Origin of the sequence: Nonomuraea turcica, from assembly GCF_030718205.1 — a bacterium.
GTDB lineage: Bacteria > Actinomycetota > Actinomycetes > Streptosporangiales > Streptosporangiaceae > Nonomuraea.
In genome coordinates this window covers 131120-145657 of record NZ_JAUZQF010000019.1, presented here as the reverse complement: position 1 = coordinate 145657, position 14538 = coordinate 131120, and the positions used below count along the sequence as shown (strand labels likewise).

15 protein-coding genes are annotated in these 14538 nt (G+C 70.0%); 2 read left to right on the top strand and 13 right to left on the bottom strand.

The genetic code is table 11. The annotated features are described in order from the left end of the window. Positions 1–15: 15 nt before the first annotated feature. The 8 genes from Q9G87_RS40405 to Q9G87_RS40370 are packed head-to-tail and all read right to left on the bottom strand — an operon-like array spanning position 16 to position 5023. Positions 16–420: a hypothetical protein gene (locus tag Q9G87_RS40405; RefSeq protein ID WP_305921884.1), complete on the bottom strand. Its 405-nt coding sequence runs from the start codon at positions 418–420 to the stop codon at positions 16–18. Beyond that, a complete protein-coding gene (locus Q9G87_RS40400) occupies positions 417–1166 on the bottom strand; it encodes a LytR/AlgR family response regulator transcription factor (protein ID WP_305921883.1) in 750 nt (249 codons plus the stop codon). Before Q9G87_RS40400 ends, Q9G87_RS40405 begins: the two co-directional genes overlap by 4 nt. A 33-nt stretch (positions 1167–1199) precedes the next feature. Then, a complete protein-coding gene (locus tag Q9G87_RS40395; protein ID WP_305921882.1) occupies positions 1200–2378 on the bottom strand; it encodes a histidine kinase in 1179 nt (392 codons plus the stop codon). A 16-nt stretch (positions 2379–2394) separates the two neighbouring features. Then, complete coding sequence (locus Q9G87_RS40390) at positions 2395–2799, bottom strand: HIT family protein (protein ID WP_305921881.1); 405 nt, start codon at positions 2797–2799, stop codon at positions 2395–2397. Beyond that, positions 2796–3503 carry a DUF1838 family protein gene (locus Q9G87_RS40385; RefSeq protein WP_305921880.1) on the bottom strand — a complete coding sequence of 236 codons (708 nt, stop codon included), beginning with the start codon at positions 3501–3503 and terminating at the stop codon, positions 2796–2798. The genes Q9G87_RS40390 and Q9G87_RS40385 overlap by 4 nt, the downstream gene beginning before the upstream one ends. A gap of 10 nt (positions 3504–3513) precedes the next feature. Then, positions 3514–3936: a protease inhibitor I42 family protein gene (locus tag Q9G87_RS40380; RefSeq protein WP_305921879.1), complete on the bottom strand. Its 423-nt coding sequence runs from the start codon at positions 3934–3936 to the stop codon at positions 3514–3516. Positions 3937–3992: 56 nt separating this feature from the next. Further along, positions 3993–4646, bottom strand: a complete 654-nt coding sequence (locus Q9G87_RS40375) for a DUF3618 domain-containing protein (protein ID WP_305921878.1) — start codon at positions 4644–4646, stop codon at positions 3993–3995. Next, the gene (locus tag Q9G87_RS40370; protein ID WP_305921877.1) at positions 4643–5023 is read right to left on the bottom strand and encodes a phage holin family protein; all 381 of its coding nucleotides are present in this window, start codon (positions 5021–5023) and stop codon (positions 4643–4645) included. The genes Q9G87_RS40375 and Q9G87_RS40370 overlap by 4 nt, the downstream gene beginning before the upstream one ends. Before the next feature lie 384 nt (positions 5024–5407). Here Q9G87_RS40370 and Q9G87_RS40365 point away from each other — a divergent pair, with 384 nt between their 5' ends. Together Q9G87_RS40365 and Q9G87_RS40360 are read left to right on the top strand one after the other, a co-directional pair. Further along, positions 5408–8374 (top strand): DEAD/DEAH box helicase, encoded by a 2967-nt coding sequence (locus Q9G87_RS40365; RefSeq protein WP_305921876.1) that lies wholly within the window; start codon positions 5408–5410, stop codon positions 8372–8374. 1 nt (position 8375) lies between these two features. Further along, the gene (locus Q9G87_RS40360) at positions 8376–9134 is read left to right on the top strand and encodes an SWIM zinc finger family protein (RefSeq protein ID WP_305921875.1); all 759 of its coding nucleotides are present in this window, start codon (positions 8376–8378) and stop codon (positions 9132–9134) included. Here Q9G87_RS40360 and Q9G87_RS40355 read toward each other — a convergent pair. The 5 genes from Q9G87_RS40355 to sdhB all read right to left on the bottom strand — a co-directional run bounded on the left by Q9G87_RS40355 (position 9131) and on the right by sdhB (position 14466). Further along, entirely contained in the window at positions 9131–10069 is a 939-nt protein-coding gene (locus Q9G87_RS40355; RefSeq protein ID WP_305921874.1) for a diacylglycerol/lipid kinase family protein, read from the bottom strand. The two genes, Q9G87_RS40360 and Q9G87_RS40355, sit on opposite strands and share 4 nt — an antisense overlap. A gap of 47 nt (positions 10070–10116) precedes the next feature. Next, a complete protein-coding gene (locus Q9G87_RS40350; protein ID WP_305921873.1) occupies positions 10117–12861 on the bottom strand; it encodes an immune inhibitor A domain-containing protein in 2745 nt (914 codons plus the stop codon). Between the two features lie 122 nt (positions 12862–12983). Continuing rightward, positions 12984–13325 (bottom strand): fumarate reductase subunit FrdD, encoded by a 342-nt coding sequence (frdD, locus tag Q9G87_RS40345; protein ID WP_305921872.1) that lies wholly within the window; start codon positions 13323–13325, stop codon positions 12984–12986. Then, on the bottom strand, positions 13322–13705 hold the full coding sequence (locus tag Q9G87_RS40340; protein WP_305921871.1) for a hypothetical protein: 384 nt from the start codon (positions 13703–13705) through the stop codon (positions 13322–13324). Before Q9G87_RS40340 ends, frdD begins: the two co-directional genes overlap by 4 nt. Further along, the gene (gene sdhB, locus Q9G87_RS40335) at positions 13702–14466 is read right to left on the bottom strand and encodes a succinate dehydrogenase iron-sulfur subunit (protein ID WP_305921870.1); all 765 of its coding nucleotides are present in this window, start codon (positions 14464–14466) and stop codon (positions 13702–13704) included. Before sdhB ends, Q9G87_RS40340 begins: the two co-directional genes overlap by 4 nt. Between the last annotated feature and the right edge of the window lie 72 nt (positions 14467–14538).

The following is a 14538-nucleotide window of genomic DNA, read 5'->3' as shown; positions in this document are numbered from 1 at the left end:
TGACGATGCGCTCGCTCATCGGCGTTCGACCAGTTCGGCGAAGTGGCGTTCGTTGCGCTCGGCCTGGCGGACATACCACCAGGCGCCGATGACGAAGGCGGGGTAGATGAGGCCGGCGAGCACCGCCCACGGGAGCGGTACGCCGAGCAGGTGCACCTCGCGCAGCTCCGGGATGAGCAGGAACAGCAGCGGCAGGCCGCCGACCACGCAGGCCAGCACGGTGCAGACGAACAACGCCAGCCGGAACTGGGTGCGCAGCAGGGAGCCCATGTAGACCTCGCCGAGCCGGGTCTGCTCGTCGATCTCGCGGGTGGCGGGGAAGCGGGGACGGCGGGCGGCGGCGGTGCGCGGGCTCGTCACGGCCACCCGGCGCGGCGCCTCACGCATGATGCGGCGTGCCGGACGCGGCTCTGGGCTCATTCCTGCCTGCCCTTCCTGGCCCGGCGGACCAGCAGGTCGCGCAGTTCGCGCGTGTGCCTGCGGCTGACCGGGAGCTCTGTGTCGCCCACCCGCACGGTGCACTTGCCCGAGTCGATGTGCAACTCCTCGATGTGCTTGACGGCGACCAGGTGGCTGCGGTGCACCCGGACGAACCCGGCCGAGGCCCAGCGTTCCTCCAGCGTGGCCAGGGGGATGCGGACGAGGTGGCTGCCGGCCGCGGTGTGCAGCCGCGCGTAGTCGCCGTGCGCCTCCACGTAGATCACGTCGGCGCTGGACACGAACCGCGTCACCCCGCCCAGCTCGACCGGGATCGTGTCGGTCTCGCCGCCCTCCACGGGCACGTCGGCCGACACCGCGACCCGCCGGATCGCCTCGGCCAGCCGCTCCGGGCGTACCGGCTTGAGCAGGTAGTCCTCGGCCTTGATCTCGAAGGCGTCCACGGCGTGCTCCTCGTACGCCGTCACGAACACCACCCGGGGCGGGTTGGCGAACTGCGACAGCAGCCGCCCGAGCACCACCCCGTCGAGCCCGCGCATCCTGATGTCGAGGAACACCGCGTCGATGGGCCTGCCGTCGGCGATGGCGCGGTCGAGCAGCCGCAGCGCCGCGGCGCCGTCCCTGGCGGTGGCCACTTCGCCGATGCGGGGGTCGGCGCGCAGCAGGTACGACAGGTCTTCGAGGGCGGGCAGCTCGTCATCGACCGCGAGAACCCGGAGTTGTGCCATAGATAGTGATAAAACCGACAACAAAGATCGAGGTCAACGGGCAGAGACGCCTGGGTGATACTTCGGCAATCTTATGTTGACTTTTGTGCCCGCGCCGGCGCCGGTTTCGACGACCAGGCCATACTCGTCGCCGTACACTTGGCGCAGTCGCTCGTCCACGTTGGCCAGCCCGACGCCGCCCGCCGAGGTGATGTCACCGGCGAGGATGCGGCGCAGTCGCTCGGGGTCCATGCCGAGCCCGTCGTCCTCGACGCTGATGCGGCACTCGGCTCCGGCGTCCTCGGCGATGATCGTGATGCGGCCGACGCCGTTGCGGCTCTCCAGCCCGTGTCTGACGGCGTTCTCCACCAGCGGCTGCAGGCACAGGAACGGCACCGCGACCGGCAGCACCTCGGGTGCGATGCGCAGCGTGACCTGCAGCTGGTCGCCGAACCTGGCCCGCTCCAAGATCAGGTAGCGGTCGATCGAGCGCAGCTCCTCGGCCAGCGTGGTGAACTCGCCGTGCCTGCGGAAGGAGTAGCGGGTGAAATCGGCGAACTCCAGCAGCAGCTCCCTGGCCCGCTCCGGGTCGGTGCGCACGAACGAGGCGATCGTGGTGAGCGAGTTGTAGATGAAGTGCGGCGAGATCTGCGCCCGCAGCGCCCGCACCTCGGCCTCCATGAGCAACGTGCGCGAGCGGTCGAGCTCGGCCAGCTCCAGCTGCGAGTCCACCCATCCGGCCACCTCCTGGGCGGCCCTGACCAGCCCGGCCGAGGCGTTCTGCCCGTAGGCGGCCAGCGCGCCGACGACCCGGTCGTCGGTCGTGAGCGGCACCACCACGGCGTGCCTGATCGGGCATTCGAGCAGGTCGCAGTCGATGGTCAGGACCTGCGTGCGGCCGTCCTTCAACGTGGCCGCCGCGTGCTCGAACGCCTGGTCGGCGTGGTGGTCGCCGGCGCCGTCGTAGACGAGCAGCCGCTCGCCGTCGGTGATCGCCAGCGCCGCCGAGCCCAGCAGCGCGCGCAGGTGCCGCGAGGCGCGCTCGGCGCCGTCGGCGGTAAGCCCGGCGCGCAGCGGCGGCCCGGCCAGCGAGGCGGTGTGCAGGGTCACGAACGTGGCCCGCTCGGCCGGGCTCGTGCCCAGCTCGCGGCGGCCCCGCATGACGCGCCACAACACGATCGCGGGCACGCCGACGAGCACCGCGACCACGGCGACCCCGACCAGGTATTCCACGGGGTCAGAGCCTAACTCAGAGGGCCTTGGCGATGACGTCCCGGTACGACTCGGTCTCCTCGGCGGAGTCGTACGTCGTCCGCGGCCAGAAGAACCCGCGCAGCCCATCCTTCTTGTTGCGCGGCACCACGTGGACGTGCAGGTGGGCCACGCTCTGGCTGACGCGGTTGTTCATGGCCACGAACGTGCCGCCCGCCTCGAGCGCCGCCTCGACGGCTCTGGCCATGGCCTGGACCCGCTCGAAGAACGGCCCGACCTCGGCGAGGTCGGCCAGCGTCTCCACGTGGACCCTGGGCACGACGAGCACGTGTCCCTTGAAGACCGGCCGGGCGTCGAGGAAGGAGACCGCCACCTCGTCGGAGCTCACCACATAGGCGGACCGCTCCCCCGCGATGATCTCGCAGAACAGGTCGTTGCTCACCGTTTGACCCTATCGGCGAAGGCCGTCCAGCTCGTCATGTTCGGCCCGGACTCTTCCTCGGGCGCGTGCAGGAACCGCTCCCCCACGCGCTCGCGCAGCCGCGCGGGCACCTCGGGCACCTTGGCGCCCCGGCAGTGGTAGATCAGCCCGCCGCCGCGCTGCCCCATCGCCATCCAGGGCAGCCACGGCGACACCCGGCACCAGGAGAACACGCACGGCACGTCGGCCATCCCCGACTCCAGGTCCTTCGCGGCGGCGAAGAACTGGAACAACTCCAGCGCCCGGTACGTGTCGCTCGCCGAGTTCTCCGGGTAGTCGGCGACCTTGAGCGGCGACGGGTAGGCCAGCCGCACGTCGACGTTGTAGACCACCTGGTCGCCCAGCCGCGTCACCGGCACGGGGTAGGCGCCGAGCCGCTGGTTGACCGGGTCGTTGAAGACGTGGAACACCTCGACGGCCCGCCCGGTGAACGGGTTGTCCCACGTGTCGAGCACCTCCCTCGTCCGCGGATCGAGGTAGAGCGCCGCCTCCCTGGTGAGCAGCCGCCAGCCGTCGTCGGCCTGGACCGCCCTGGCCACGTTGATCCCTTCGAACCCGAACAGGTGGTGCGGGCCGTCGTCGTCCTGCCAGCCGTAGACGTCGCCGGTCCAGTACGAGATCGTCTCCGCCCCGTCGGCGGAGGCGCGTACCCGAATGAAGTCCATGATCCGCAGGCTACTTCACAGTGACCGCGAAGATCGCCTCACCGGACTGCCGCCTGCTCTCCTCGGTCGCCGGTGTCCGGTCCTGGCCGCAGCGCCAGCAGTTGAACAACCGGATCTCGGTCGTGCCCGGCCGCTTGGGGTTGAAGACGAAGTACGTCGTGCCGCCGGAGCCGGGCCCGCCGCCCTCGCCCTCGTGCTCCTCACTGATGAACGAGGCCACCTTCGTGTCCGGCACCGCCACCAGCGACCAGTCATCGCCTACCGACGGGTTGTCGGCCACGGCCAGCGAGAACCGCTGGCCGGGCCGCACCTCGACGTGCACGGTCGTCCCCTTGGCGCCCTTGACCACCATGCCGTAGTCGCTCACCGCCGTCCCGCCGCCGCATCCCGCGACGGCCAGCACGGCGAGCCAGGTGGCCGCTCGAAGCCTCATTCCGGCAGGCTATCGGCCTCCGGCCGGTCCCGGGGCTCCGGGCGGCACCGTCCGCCCTACTTGCCCTTGCGGCGCCTCATGATGCGGCGCACCACGAAGGCGGCCACCGCTCCGGCGGCGGCGATGAGCAGCACGGGCCGCTTCTTCGCCTCCTCGGCGGCGTCAGTGGCGGTGGTCTTCACGGTCTCCGCGGCGTCGCCCGCCTTGGACTTCACAGCCTCGGCCGCCTCGCCCGCCTTGGTCTTCACAGCCTCGGCCGCCTCGCCCGCCTTGGTCTTCACGGCCTCGGCCGCCTCGCCCGCCTTGTCCTTGGCGGTCTCGGCAGCGTTGCTCGCCTTGCCTTTCAGGTCGGCCTTGCCGGCCAGCGCGCCGACCGTGTCGCCCAGTTCCTGCCGCGTTTCCTTGATGTCTTTACGCACGTCGCCCTCTTCCTGGTCATCGGCGTCCCCGTGCGTCCGCTGCAGCGACTCCTCCTCGGTACGCAGGCTTTCTGTTGCCTCGGATCGTTCGTCGCGGATGGGGGCTTCCGGAATGAATGTCTCGTGTTCCTCACGGGCGGCCTCCGCCCGCTGCGCGTTCTCGGCCGCGCCGGGCCTCGTCGGTGGCACGTTGATCGACTCACGCTCGGTCGGCGTGCCCACCCTCGCTCTGCGGGCGCCGACGTCGCCCGCGTGGTGCTCGCTGTCGTATCCGGGGTCGGTCTCGCTCATCGCCGTACCCTCCCCTTGACCATGTCGATATCGGCCTTGACGCTCGCGACGGTCTCTTGGGGGACCAGCGGCGCGGCTCGTTTCACCTGGTTCTTACCGATCAGGCCGAGCACGGCGGCGACGACGAACAACGCTCCCGCCACGATCGCGGCAGCCGCCCACCCGGGCATGATCAGAGCGAGGAGCAAGACGACGGCCGCCACCAGTGTGCCGCCACCGAGGAACGCGACCGTACCGGCCGCGCCGAACAGGCCCGCGCCGAAGCCCGCGTGCTTGCCTTTCTCCGCGAGTTCCATCCTGGCCAGGCGGAACTCGTCCTTGACGAGCCTGGAGACCTGCTCGGAGAGATCGTTGACCAACCTGTGGGTGTCGTTCACGACGCTCGCCTCCTCCGCTGAGGAAGGCGACTACCCAGGCGGAAGGCCTTCTATCACGCGCCGCTACTTCCGCTTGCCGCCCTTGAGCAGGAGGCCCAGAACCGAGAGAACGGGGTCCTTCGGCACATCGCACCAGTTGTCCGGTTGCCGCGGCTTGCTCCACGGGGACGGGAGCTCGCACGGCGGGGCCTGCGGCTTCGGCCGTTCACACCACGATCCGGGAGGGTTCATACCTCCATGCTAACTCCCGGACCTCTCGCAGAGGAGGTGGACCAGCGAGCCTGAGCGTCTGCGTGCCCTGGCCACAGCCGACGTCCAGGACACGTCGCGGGGGCGGCGGGATCCTATCCGGACCTGATCTTCCGTTCTCGGAGGTAACCTGCCGTGGTGCTGGTACACGGGGTCTGGGCGGCCGATGGGCTCGCTTTCTGGGCGGAGAACGGCGACGACCCTGCCGCCGGCCCACCGCTGCGGGGCCGCGCAGCGCGGAGCGGTGAGCCGCGGCCGCATCCGTTCGCCGCGCCCGCATCCGGCGTCGCGGCCGTGCTCGGGCTCGATGACGTGCCGGGGCGGACGCTGGAGGTGTTGCTGCCCGGCTCGGTCAAGGAGCCATTGCCGTCGCCGGAGACCGGCCGACTTTCCGAGGTGACCCGCCCGCGACTGCACCTGTGGCAGGTGCCCGCGCTCGTGCCGCCCGCCGCGGCGGCGCTGCGGGTGCTGGCCGGGCACACCGGCACCGCCACCCTGCGCCACTGGGCCGCGGTCGCCGACTTCGCCCGCGACCTGGTACGCCGCGGCCGCGTCATCCCCCAGCTCGTGCCACCGGTCGCAGGGCATGTGGACGGCGACATGTGGGGGGTTCCCCAGGCCGACGCGCGGGCCGTGTGGCGGCCCGCGGTGACCGGGGTGGATGCCGGATATTTCCGGGAGCTGGCGCTGGCCATGCCGCCCGCGTGCCGTACCTCGCGCACCGAGCGCCCCTCCGCCGGCGTGCTCCGCGAGGCGCTCGAAGCCTTCACCGACGCGCTCGTGCGCCAGACGCTCACCGAGCCCCTCGTCGCCCGCCCCAAGACCCTCCAGGACCGCTGGCTGGCCGCGCTGACCGGCGCGGACCCCGCCTGCCCCGACGTTCCCGACCTGCGCCGGGAGCTGGAGAAGTGGCACGACGCCGCGACGGCGGCCGAGGGCGCGGCACGGGTGTGCTTCCGGCTGCTGGAGCCGGCGGACACCGACGACTGGCGCGTGGAGCTGGCGCTGCAGGCCGCCGACGACCCGAGCCTCTACGTCCCCGCGGCGGAGGTGTGGGGCGGCACGCGGGTGCCCGGCCTGCCGCCGATTCCCGAACGCGAGCTGCTGACCGGGCTGGGCCGGGCGGTGCGGCTCTACCCCGAGCTGGACCGGGCCCTGCGGGTGCCGGAGCCGAGCGAGCTGGCGCTGGACACGGCGGGGGCGTTCGGGTTCCTGCGGCAGGCGGCGCCGCTGTTGCAGGCGGCCGGGTTCGGGGTGCAGCTGCCCCGCTGGGCCGGACGCACCAAGCTGGGGCTCAAGCTCACCACCAGGACCAAGGCGCAGACGGCGGCCGTGAGCCAGGGGTTCGGGATGCGGCAGCTGGTCGACTTCCGCATCGACCTGGCGGTGGGCGATGAGACGATCAGTGAGGCGGAGCTGGCCGAGCTGGTCAGGCTCAAGGTGCCCCTGGTCCGGGTGCGTGGCCAGTGGGTGGAGCTGGACGACCGGCAGCTGAAGGCGGCCCTGAGGGCCGTGGAGGGCGAGCGCACGGGCGAGGTGACGGCCGCCGACATCCTCCAGCACGTGGTCGGCGCCGATCTCTGGGGCGACGACGAGCTGCCGCTGCTGGAGGTCGACGCCGACGGTGTGCTCGGCGACCTGCTGTCCGGCCAGGCCGAGCGGCGGCTGGAGCCGCTCGCGACCCCGGCCGGCCTGGACGCCATGCTCCGGCCCTACCAGGAGCGCGGCCTGGCGTGGCTGAGCTTCCTGTCACAGCTGGGCCTCGGCGGGGTGCTGGCGGACGACATGGGGCTGGGCAAGACGATCACCACGCTGGCCCTGCTCGTGCACGAGCGGTCGGACGTGCCGACACTGCTGGTGTGCCCGATGTCGCTGGTGGGCAACTGGCAGCGGGAGGCGGCCAGGTTCGCGCCGGGGCTGCGGGTCTACGTGCACCACGGCAGCGGCAGGGACGCGGCCGAGATCGGGCGCGCCGACCTGGTGATCACCACGTACGGCACCGCGCAACGCGACCTGGAGACCCTCAAGCGGCACGAATGGCGCAGGGTCGTGTGCGACGAGGCCCAGGCGATCAAGAACAGCGGGACGCTGCAGGCGCAGGCCGTACGATCCATCCCGGCGCCCACCAGGCTGGCCCTGACCGGCACCCCGGTGGAAAACCACCTGGCCGAGCTCTGGTCGATCATGGAATTCGCCAACCCGGGACTGCTGGGGTCGCGCTCGCGCTTCAGGACCCGGTTCCAGGAGCCCATCGAGGCCCGTCAGGACGAGCAGGCCGCCCGGGCGCTCAAGCGGGCGACGGGTCCGTTCATCCTCCGCCGCCTCAAGACCGACAAATCCATCATCACCGATCTGCCGGAGAAGATGGAGGTCAAGGAGTGGTGCCCGCTCACGCCCGAGCAGGCCTCGCTCTACCAGGCAGTCGTGGACGACATGCTGGCCAAGATCGACGACAGCGAGGGCATCGAGCGGCGCGGCCTGGTGCTGGCGACCATGGCCAAGCTCAAGCAGGTCTGCAACCATCCGGCCCACCTGCTCAAGGACGGCTCCCGGCTGGCGGGCCGGTCGGGCAAGCTGGCCCGTCTCGAGCAGCTGGCCGAGGAGATCCTGGCGGAGGGCGAGAAGGCACTGCTCTTCACCCAATACGCCGAGTTCGGGACGATGCTCCAGCCCTATCTGGCGCAGCGGCTGGACCGCCCGGTGCTGTGGCTGCACGGCGGCCTGCCGAAGAAGACCCGCGACCGGCTGGTCGAGCGGTTCCAGCAGGACCCGGAGCCGATGTTGTTCGTGTTGTCGCTCAAGGCGGCCGGGGTTGGGCTCAACCTGACGGCCGCCAATCACGTCGTGCACGTGGACCGCTGGTGGAACCCGGCCGTCGAGGACCAGGCCACCGACCGCGCCTTCCGGATCGGGCAGCGCAAGAACGTGCAGGTGCGCAAGCTGATCTGCGCGGGCACCCTGGAGGAGCGCGTGGACGAGATGATCGAGCGCAAGAAGGCCCTGGCCGAGCGGGTGGTCGGCACCGGCGAGGAGTGGCTCACGGACCTGTCGACCGACGAGCTGCGCGAGGTGTTCCGCCTGACCGCGGAGGGGGTGAGCTGACGTGGCGTGGTTCGACGGCGGAAGGCCGATCAAGGTCGACGGCGGCATCAGGGCCCGTACGCAACGTGGCTCGATCGGCTCGACCTGGTGGTCGCGGCGGTTCATCGACATCCTGGAGCGCATCTGCGACAAGGGGCGGCTCTCGCGCGGCCGGGCCTACGCCCGGCAGGGCCAGGTCCTGTCGATCGACCTGACCGCGGGCGAGGTCAGGGCCGCCGTGCAGGGCTCGCGGCCGGATCCGTACGAGGTCGTGATCAGGATCGACGTGTACGACGAGAGCCGGTGGGCCGCGCTCGAGGAGGCCATCGCGGCGCAGGCCGTCTACCGGGCCAAGCTGCTGGCCGGGGAGATGCCGGTCGAGATCGAGGAGCTGTTCGCCGCGATGGGGGTCGACCTGTTCCCCCGCGACCTGGACATGGACTGCTCGTGCCCGGACTGGGGTTTCCCGTGCAAGCACCTGTCGGCGGCGCTCTACCTGCTGGCCGAGTCGTTCGACGACGACCCGTTCCTGGTGCTGGCCTGGCGCGGGCGCACCCGCGAGCAACTGCTCGGCTCCCTGGCCGGCGAGGCCGCGGAGGAGCTGCAGGTCGAGGACGTGCCGTTCGCCGACCGGCTGGCCGACTTCTACGCCCCCGGCGCCACCGCGCACCGGCCCGAGCGCCGCCCCGCGGCCGCCGCCCCTGACCTGCTGCTGCGGGTCTTCCCGCCGCCCGCCGACCTGGCGCGGGTGCTCGGTCCGGCGTATCGGCAGCTGGGTTAGCGGTCCTCGAACGAGGCGGGCACCATGACGCGCACGCCGTTGGGCACCACGCGGAGCCTGATCGGGGTGCGCAGCCGCACCTCGCCGTCCACGTCGGCGGCCATCGGCGGGTCGGTCTCCAGATACATCTCCCGCCCGACCACGAACGGCCCGCCCGCGAGGCTGCGCCAGCGGCCGGTGGTCGCCCTGAGCAGCGTCTCGCCGAGCAGCCGCAGCTTCTTGCCCGAACCGAGCTGGTAGGCCACCAGCAGGCCGTTGTCGATGCTGATGTCCTTGGCCACCTGCCAGCCGCCGTGGAAGCGGCCGTTGGCGATGTTGAGCTGGTGGGTGAGCAGCTCGTGGCGCTGCCCCTCGACCGTGATGTACGCCCGGAACGGCTTGTGGTTCGGCAGGATCGTCAGCGCCGTCAGCGGATAGGCGGGCCGGCCCACGATGCGCTTGAGCCACGGCTTGACCTTGCCCGCCACCTCCACCGACACCCCGAAGCTGGCCAGGTTGGCGAACTCCCGGTCGCCGGCCATGCCCAGGTCGATGTCGGCCACCTTGCCGGTGGCGAACACCTTGATCGCCCCGGCCAGGTCGAGCGGCAGGCCGAGGCTGCGGGCGAAGTTGTTGGTGGTGCCGAGTGGCAGCACGCCCAGCGCCACATCGCGGTGCGCCACGTGGCGCACCGCCGAGGAGAGCGTGCCGTCGCCGCCGCCCACGATGAGCAGGTCCGGCTTGGTCGCCAGGGCGGTGTCGAGCAGGTCGCGCAGCCGCTTGGGGTTGTAGACCGACAGCTCGGCCAGCGGCTCGAACCCGAGGTTGTGGATCTGCTCGATCACCTCGAAGTAGTGGCGGCGGCCCCGGCGCGAGCGAGTGTTCACCACCACGGCCACCCGGCGATCCCTCAGGATCGCCTCGGTGTGCTCGGTCTTGGTGCGCAGTTCGCTCATGGTCATCAATCGTAGGGCCGCCGGGGTACCTCGGCGGCCCTACGAATTTACTTCTTGGGCGGGACTACCTGAACAATCGCACCCAGGTTGCCCGGCAGCGGGGAGATCAGCTTGAACTGCACGCCGAGCGCCTTGCTCTCGTCACCGGGGTTGCCGGTACCGAGCACGGAGCCCGCGGCCACCTGGCCGTACAGCTCCGTGGCGGGCGTGCCGTCGGCGTGCACCACGCGGGTGGTGTACGTCTGGTCGCCCTTGGACGGCACGACCACCGAGGCGTCGAAGTCCCGGAAGGCGAGCGCGCCGTTGAGCACCTCGATGCCCGGATACCACGTCTTGGCGTCGGTGAAGTGCGAGACGCCCTTCTGCGCGGGGAAGTCCGTGCAGTACTCGCTGAACGGCTCGTCCGGCGCCTCCAGGCACTCCTTGAACGGGTACGTCTTGCCGAACCCGAACGCGGCGTTGGACGTCTGCACCCGCCCCTGGAGGTTCTTGTTGGCCGTCGGGTCCTTCTCGGCCGCGGTCCCGGTGCGGCGCAGCGGCTCGTAGTGCGAGTCCACGACCAGCAGGCTGCCCTTGGGCCCGACGCTCGGCGGGAGCCGCAGGGTGCTGAGGAGGTTGTTGTTGACGAACGTGGAGTCGCGGTACCACACCAGCAGGCCCGGCGCGTTGTACTTCAGCTTCTGCACCTTCCACGCCCCCTCGCGGAGGTAGTCGGTGTCGTAGGTGTACTGCAGGCCCTTGTCGAAGCCGTCGAAGTTACGCCACTCGGCCAGGTAGAACCGGGAGATCTCGCGCTCGCCGTTGTTGCGCGTCCAGCCCTGGCCGCTGGTGTTGGTGAACGTGCCGCCGACGGGCTTCCACCCGTTGTCGCCACCTTCGACGTCGTCGCTCCACACGGCGGTGCCGCCGTTGGTGAGCTGGAAGTCGTCGGCGTGCCAGCCACGCTCCTGGAAGGCGGCGTCGGTGTTGAACGTCAGCCGGAGCTTGATCGTCTGGCCGGCGAACGGCGTCAGGTTCACGTAGTCGTGGCGCCAGCCGCCGCTGTCCCCGGTGAGTCCGTACTTCTTGTTGCCGAAGGACGTGAGGTTATTGTTCGGGTCCGGGTAGTCGTCAGGCGTGCTGACCTCGGCGCCGGCCTCGTCGTAGACCTTCTGCTGGGACCACGTCTCGCCGCCGTCGGTGGAGACCTCGACGAAGCCGAAGTCCCAGTCCTGCTCGATCACGTAGTTGTTCCACATCCAGAGCCTGAGATCGGTCCCGGCGGGCACGGGCAGGTCACGGGTCAGCGTGAGGTTCGCCCAATCCTGGTCCAGGCCGGTCCACCAGGCGTTCGAGCCGCTGTGGACGTCGATCATCTTCTGCGGTGTGGAGGCCAGGTTCACCCGGACGCCGTCGGCGGTGAGCTTGGGCGTGCGCGAGGACTGGCCGACCGTGACGACTTTGGCGGCGTCGCCGGGGTTGAGTGTGGTCGGGTTCGCCCAGCCGAGCACCCACTTGTCCCATAGGCCCATGTGGGTCGGCATGGACTGGAAGATCGGGCCGGAGTGGGAGCCGCTGGACATCAGGTCCCAGAAGTCCACCGCCGAGCTGGCCTGGCCTGAGGTGTCGTACAGGTCGGGCAGGCCCAGGTCGTGGCCGTACTCGTGGGCGAAGACGCCGACGCCGGAGTCCTCCGGCTGCACGATGTAGTTGGAGATCTTCTTGTCGGTGCCGGGGACCTTGTAGCCGCCGGCGACCGCGCTGGAGTGGGCCCAGATGGCGTAGGTGCCCTCGGCGCCACCGTCGGAGGACTTGTCCTTTCCTGCGTGCACCAGCACCAGGTGGTCGATGACGCCGTCGGGCTCCTGGTGGTTGCCGTCACCGTCGGCGTCGGAGATGTCCTCGACGTCGTAGTCGGCCCACGGGAAGTCCGGCTGGGTCTGGGCGAGGGTGGTCACCGAGTCGATGGCCAGCTGCTGGGCGCCGAGCGGGTTGTCCGGGTGGCCGGACATGTCCTGGGGTGCGCCGCCGCAGGCCGCGGCGCCGTACCAGGCCTCGGAGTGCGGGACCTTGATCCAGCCGACCGCCGAGCCGGTGACGGAGTAGGCGCCCTTCGACATCTCCTCGTACATCTTCTTCATCGTGAAGCCGGAGATGTCGATGCCGGGTCTGCCGTCGCGCGGGTCCTTCAGATCGGGGCGGACGCGCTCGGTGATGCCCCTGTCGGTGTAGAGCATCTTGTTGAAGTGCTCGGGGCTGAAGTCCTTGACCCAGAAGGAGTTGTTGTCCTTGTGCGGGAGCGTTGCCGGGTCCGGGATGTTGTTGTGCAGGGGGCCGTTCTTGAGCGTGCCCGGCGGCTCGACCAAGCAGTCGTCCGGTCCGCTGTTGACCGTGCGCAGCCGGTTGAAGCCGGAGAAGTCGTCGCCGGCCTGCTCGTTGAATTCGACCAGCAGGGTCAGGAGCTTGGCGGTGCGGGTCTGCTTGGAGTTCTTGAATATCCATTCAGCCGGATTGCGGCCGGTCCTGATGGCCTCGTTCTCCCGCGCGGCGAGAATGCGGCCGGAGGCCGGATTCCCGTTGGAGAACTTCCTGTCGAACTTCTGCGCCGGAGTGAGCGAGCGTGCGCTCACATCGGTAAGACGCGGCTCCTCCGGGTCCTTTCCGACCGTGGGCGGCGCGTAGTTGATATAGAAGTCCGAGGCCGCGGGCTCGTAATGGGCGACGGACGCCGCTTGAGCGCTGGGCACGGACAGGGCGGCGCCGAGAAGGGCGACCGCCGGGAAGGCTGCTAATAAGCGCTTCGTACTGGGCACCAGGAACCCTCTCTGCCCGGGATCGCCGGGCGCATGGCCATAGGGGTGTGCAATGCCGGACGTTAGAGCGTCAATCAACCGATCGTAAAGCACGTTGTTGAAACGTGATCAAACTACGACATTCAGAACATCAAACGGGCGGCCACCACTCCGCCCGCGACCGCGCCGCCGTAGCAGATCACCGCGATCACCAGATCGAACCTGGCGATCCCGAGCAGCTCTTCGCTGGTGAACCTGATCCGGTGCGCCGCATGGAACAGGCACAGCACGACGACCACGAGCAGCGCGAGCCGCACCAGCACGTGGCCGGCCAGCGCGCGCAGGTCCTCGGCGGCGGGCCAGTCCAGCACGCCGAGCGGCATGAGCACCCCGAACAGCAGCACAAGCACCGGCAGCACCAGCGCCGCCACCACTCCCCCGCCGCTGAACAACAACCACAGGTACGGCTCCAGCGTGCGCTTCATGGCGACCTCAGCACGAAGTAGGCGATCACCGCGGAGACCAGCAACCAGAGCGAATGGTTGCCGCCCTGGATCATCCAGGCGGGCACCCGCCAGCCGTCCAGGCGGACGACGGTGGCCTTGGGTGCGAGGTTGAGGAACGTGATGGCATGGAAGCAGGTGGCGGCGAGGGCGACCACGTTGATCGCGATCATCCACGGCTGCCCGGCCAGCGCGATGAACTCCGGCAGGCTCCCGCCGACGACGGCGTCGAGGAACATCAGCAGGAAGACGATCGACCAGGCCACGAAGACGCTGGTCAGCTCGCGCAGAACGAAGATCGTGTAGTTGCGGGTGCGGGCGAACCACAGGTTGTCGCGGCGCGGCCGGTAGGCGGTCGTCATCGTCTGCTCCAGGGCAGCACCGAGCGCATGGCGGCGGTCAGCTTGTAACGCTGGATGGCCTCGGCGGGGTCGACGTGCTTGGGGCAAACCCGGGTGCACTCGCCGACGAACGTGCACCCCCACACCGCGTCGTCCAGATTGAGCACATCGAACCGGTCGTCCATGTCCCGCGAGTCCAGGTTGTAGCGCTGGGCGAGGGCGATGGCGGCCGGGCCGAGGAAGTCGGGGTCGAGCACGTAGACCGGGCAGGCCGAGTAACACAGCAGGCAGTTGATGCACATGCTGTACTGCTTGTACGCCTCCAGCTGCGCGGGCGTCTGGGCGTACTCGGTGCTCAGCGGCAGCTCCTCGCCCTCTCTGACCAGCCAGGGCCGCACGGACGACAGTTTGGCCAGGAAGTCGTCGATGTCCACGACCAGGTCCTTGATCACCGGGAAGCCCTTGAGCGGCTCGATCCGCACCGGCCCGTCGCCGAACTCCGACAGGAAGGTGCCGCAGGTCAGGCGGGGCTCGCCGTTGACGTTCATACCGCAGGAGCCGCACACGCCCATCCGGCACGACCAGCGGTAGGTCAGGCTGCCGTCGAGGTGATCCTTGACGTAGTTGAGCCCGTCGAGCACGGCCCAGTCCTCCATGAGCGGCACGTCGTAGGCCTCGAAGGACGGCGCGTCGTCCTCGCCGGGCCGGTAACGCGTGACCTCCAGCCGGATGGTCTTCGACGCGGTCCGCTCAATGGCTTCTTTCGTCTCAGGCGCGCTCATTGGTTCCTTCACCCTCCTCATTCGCTCCGCGGGTGGCTTGCTTCGCGGCGCCCCCCACTCCGCTCACTGCGT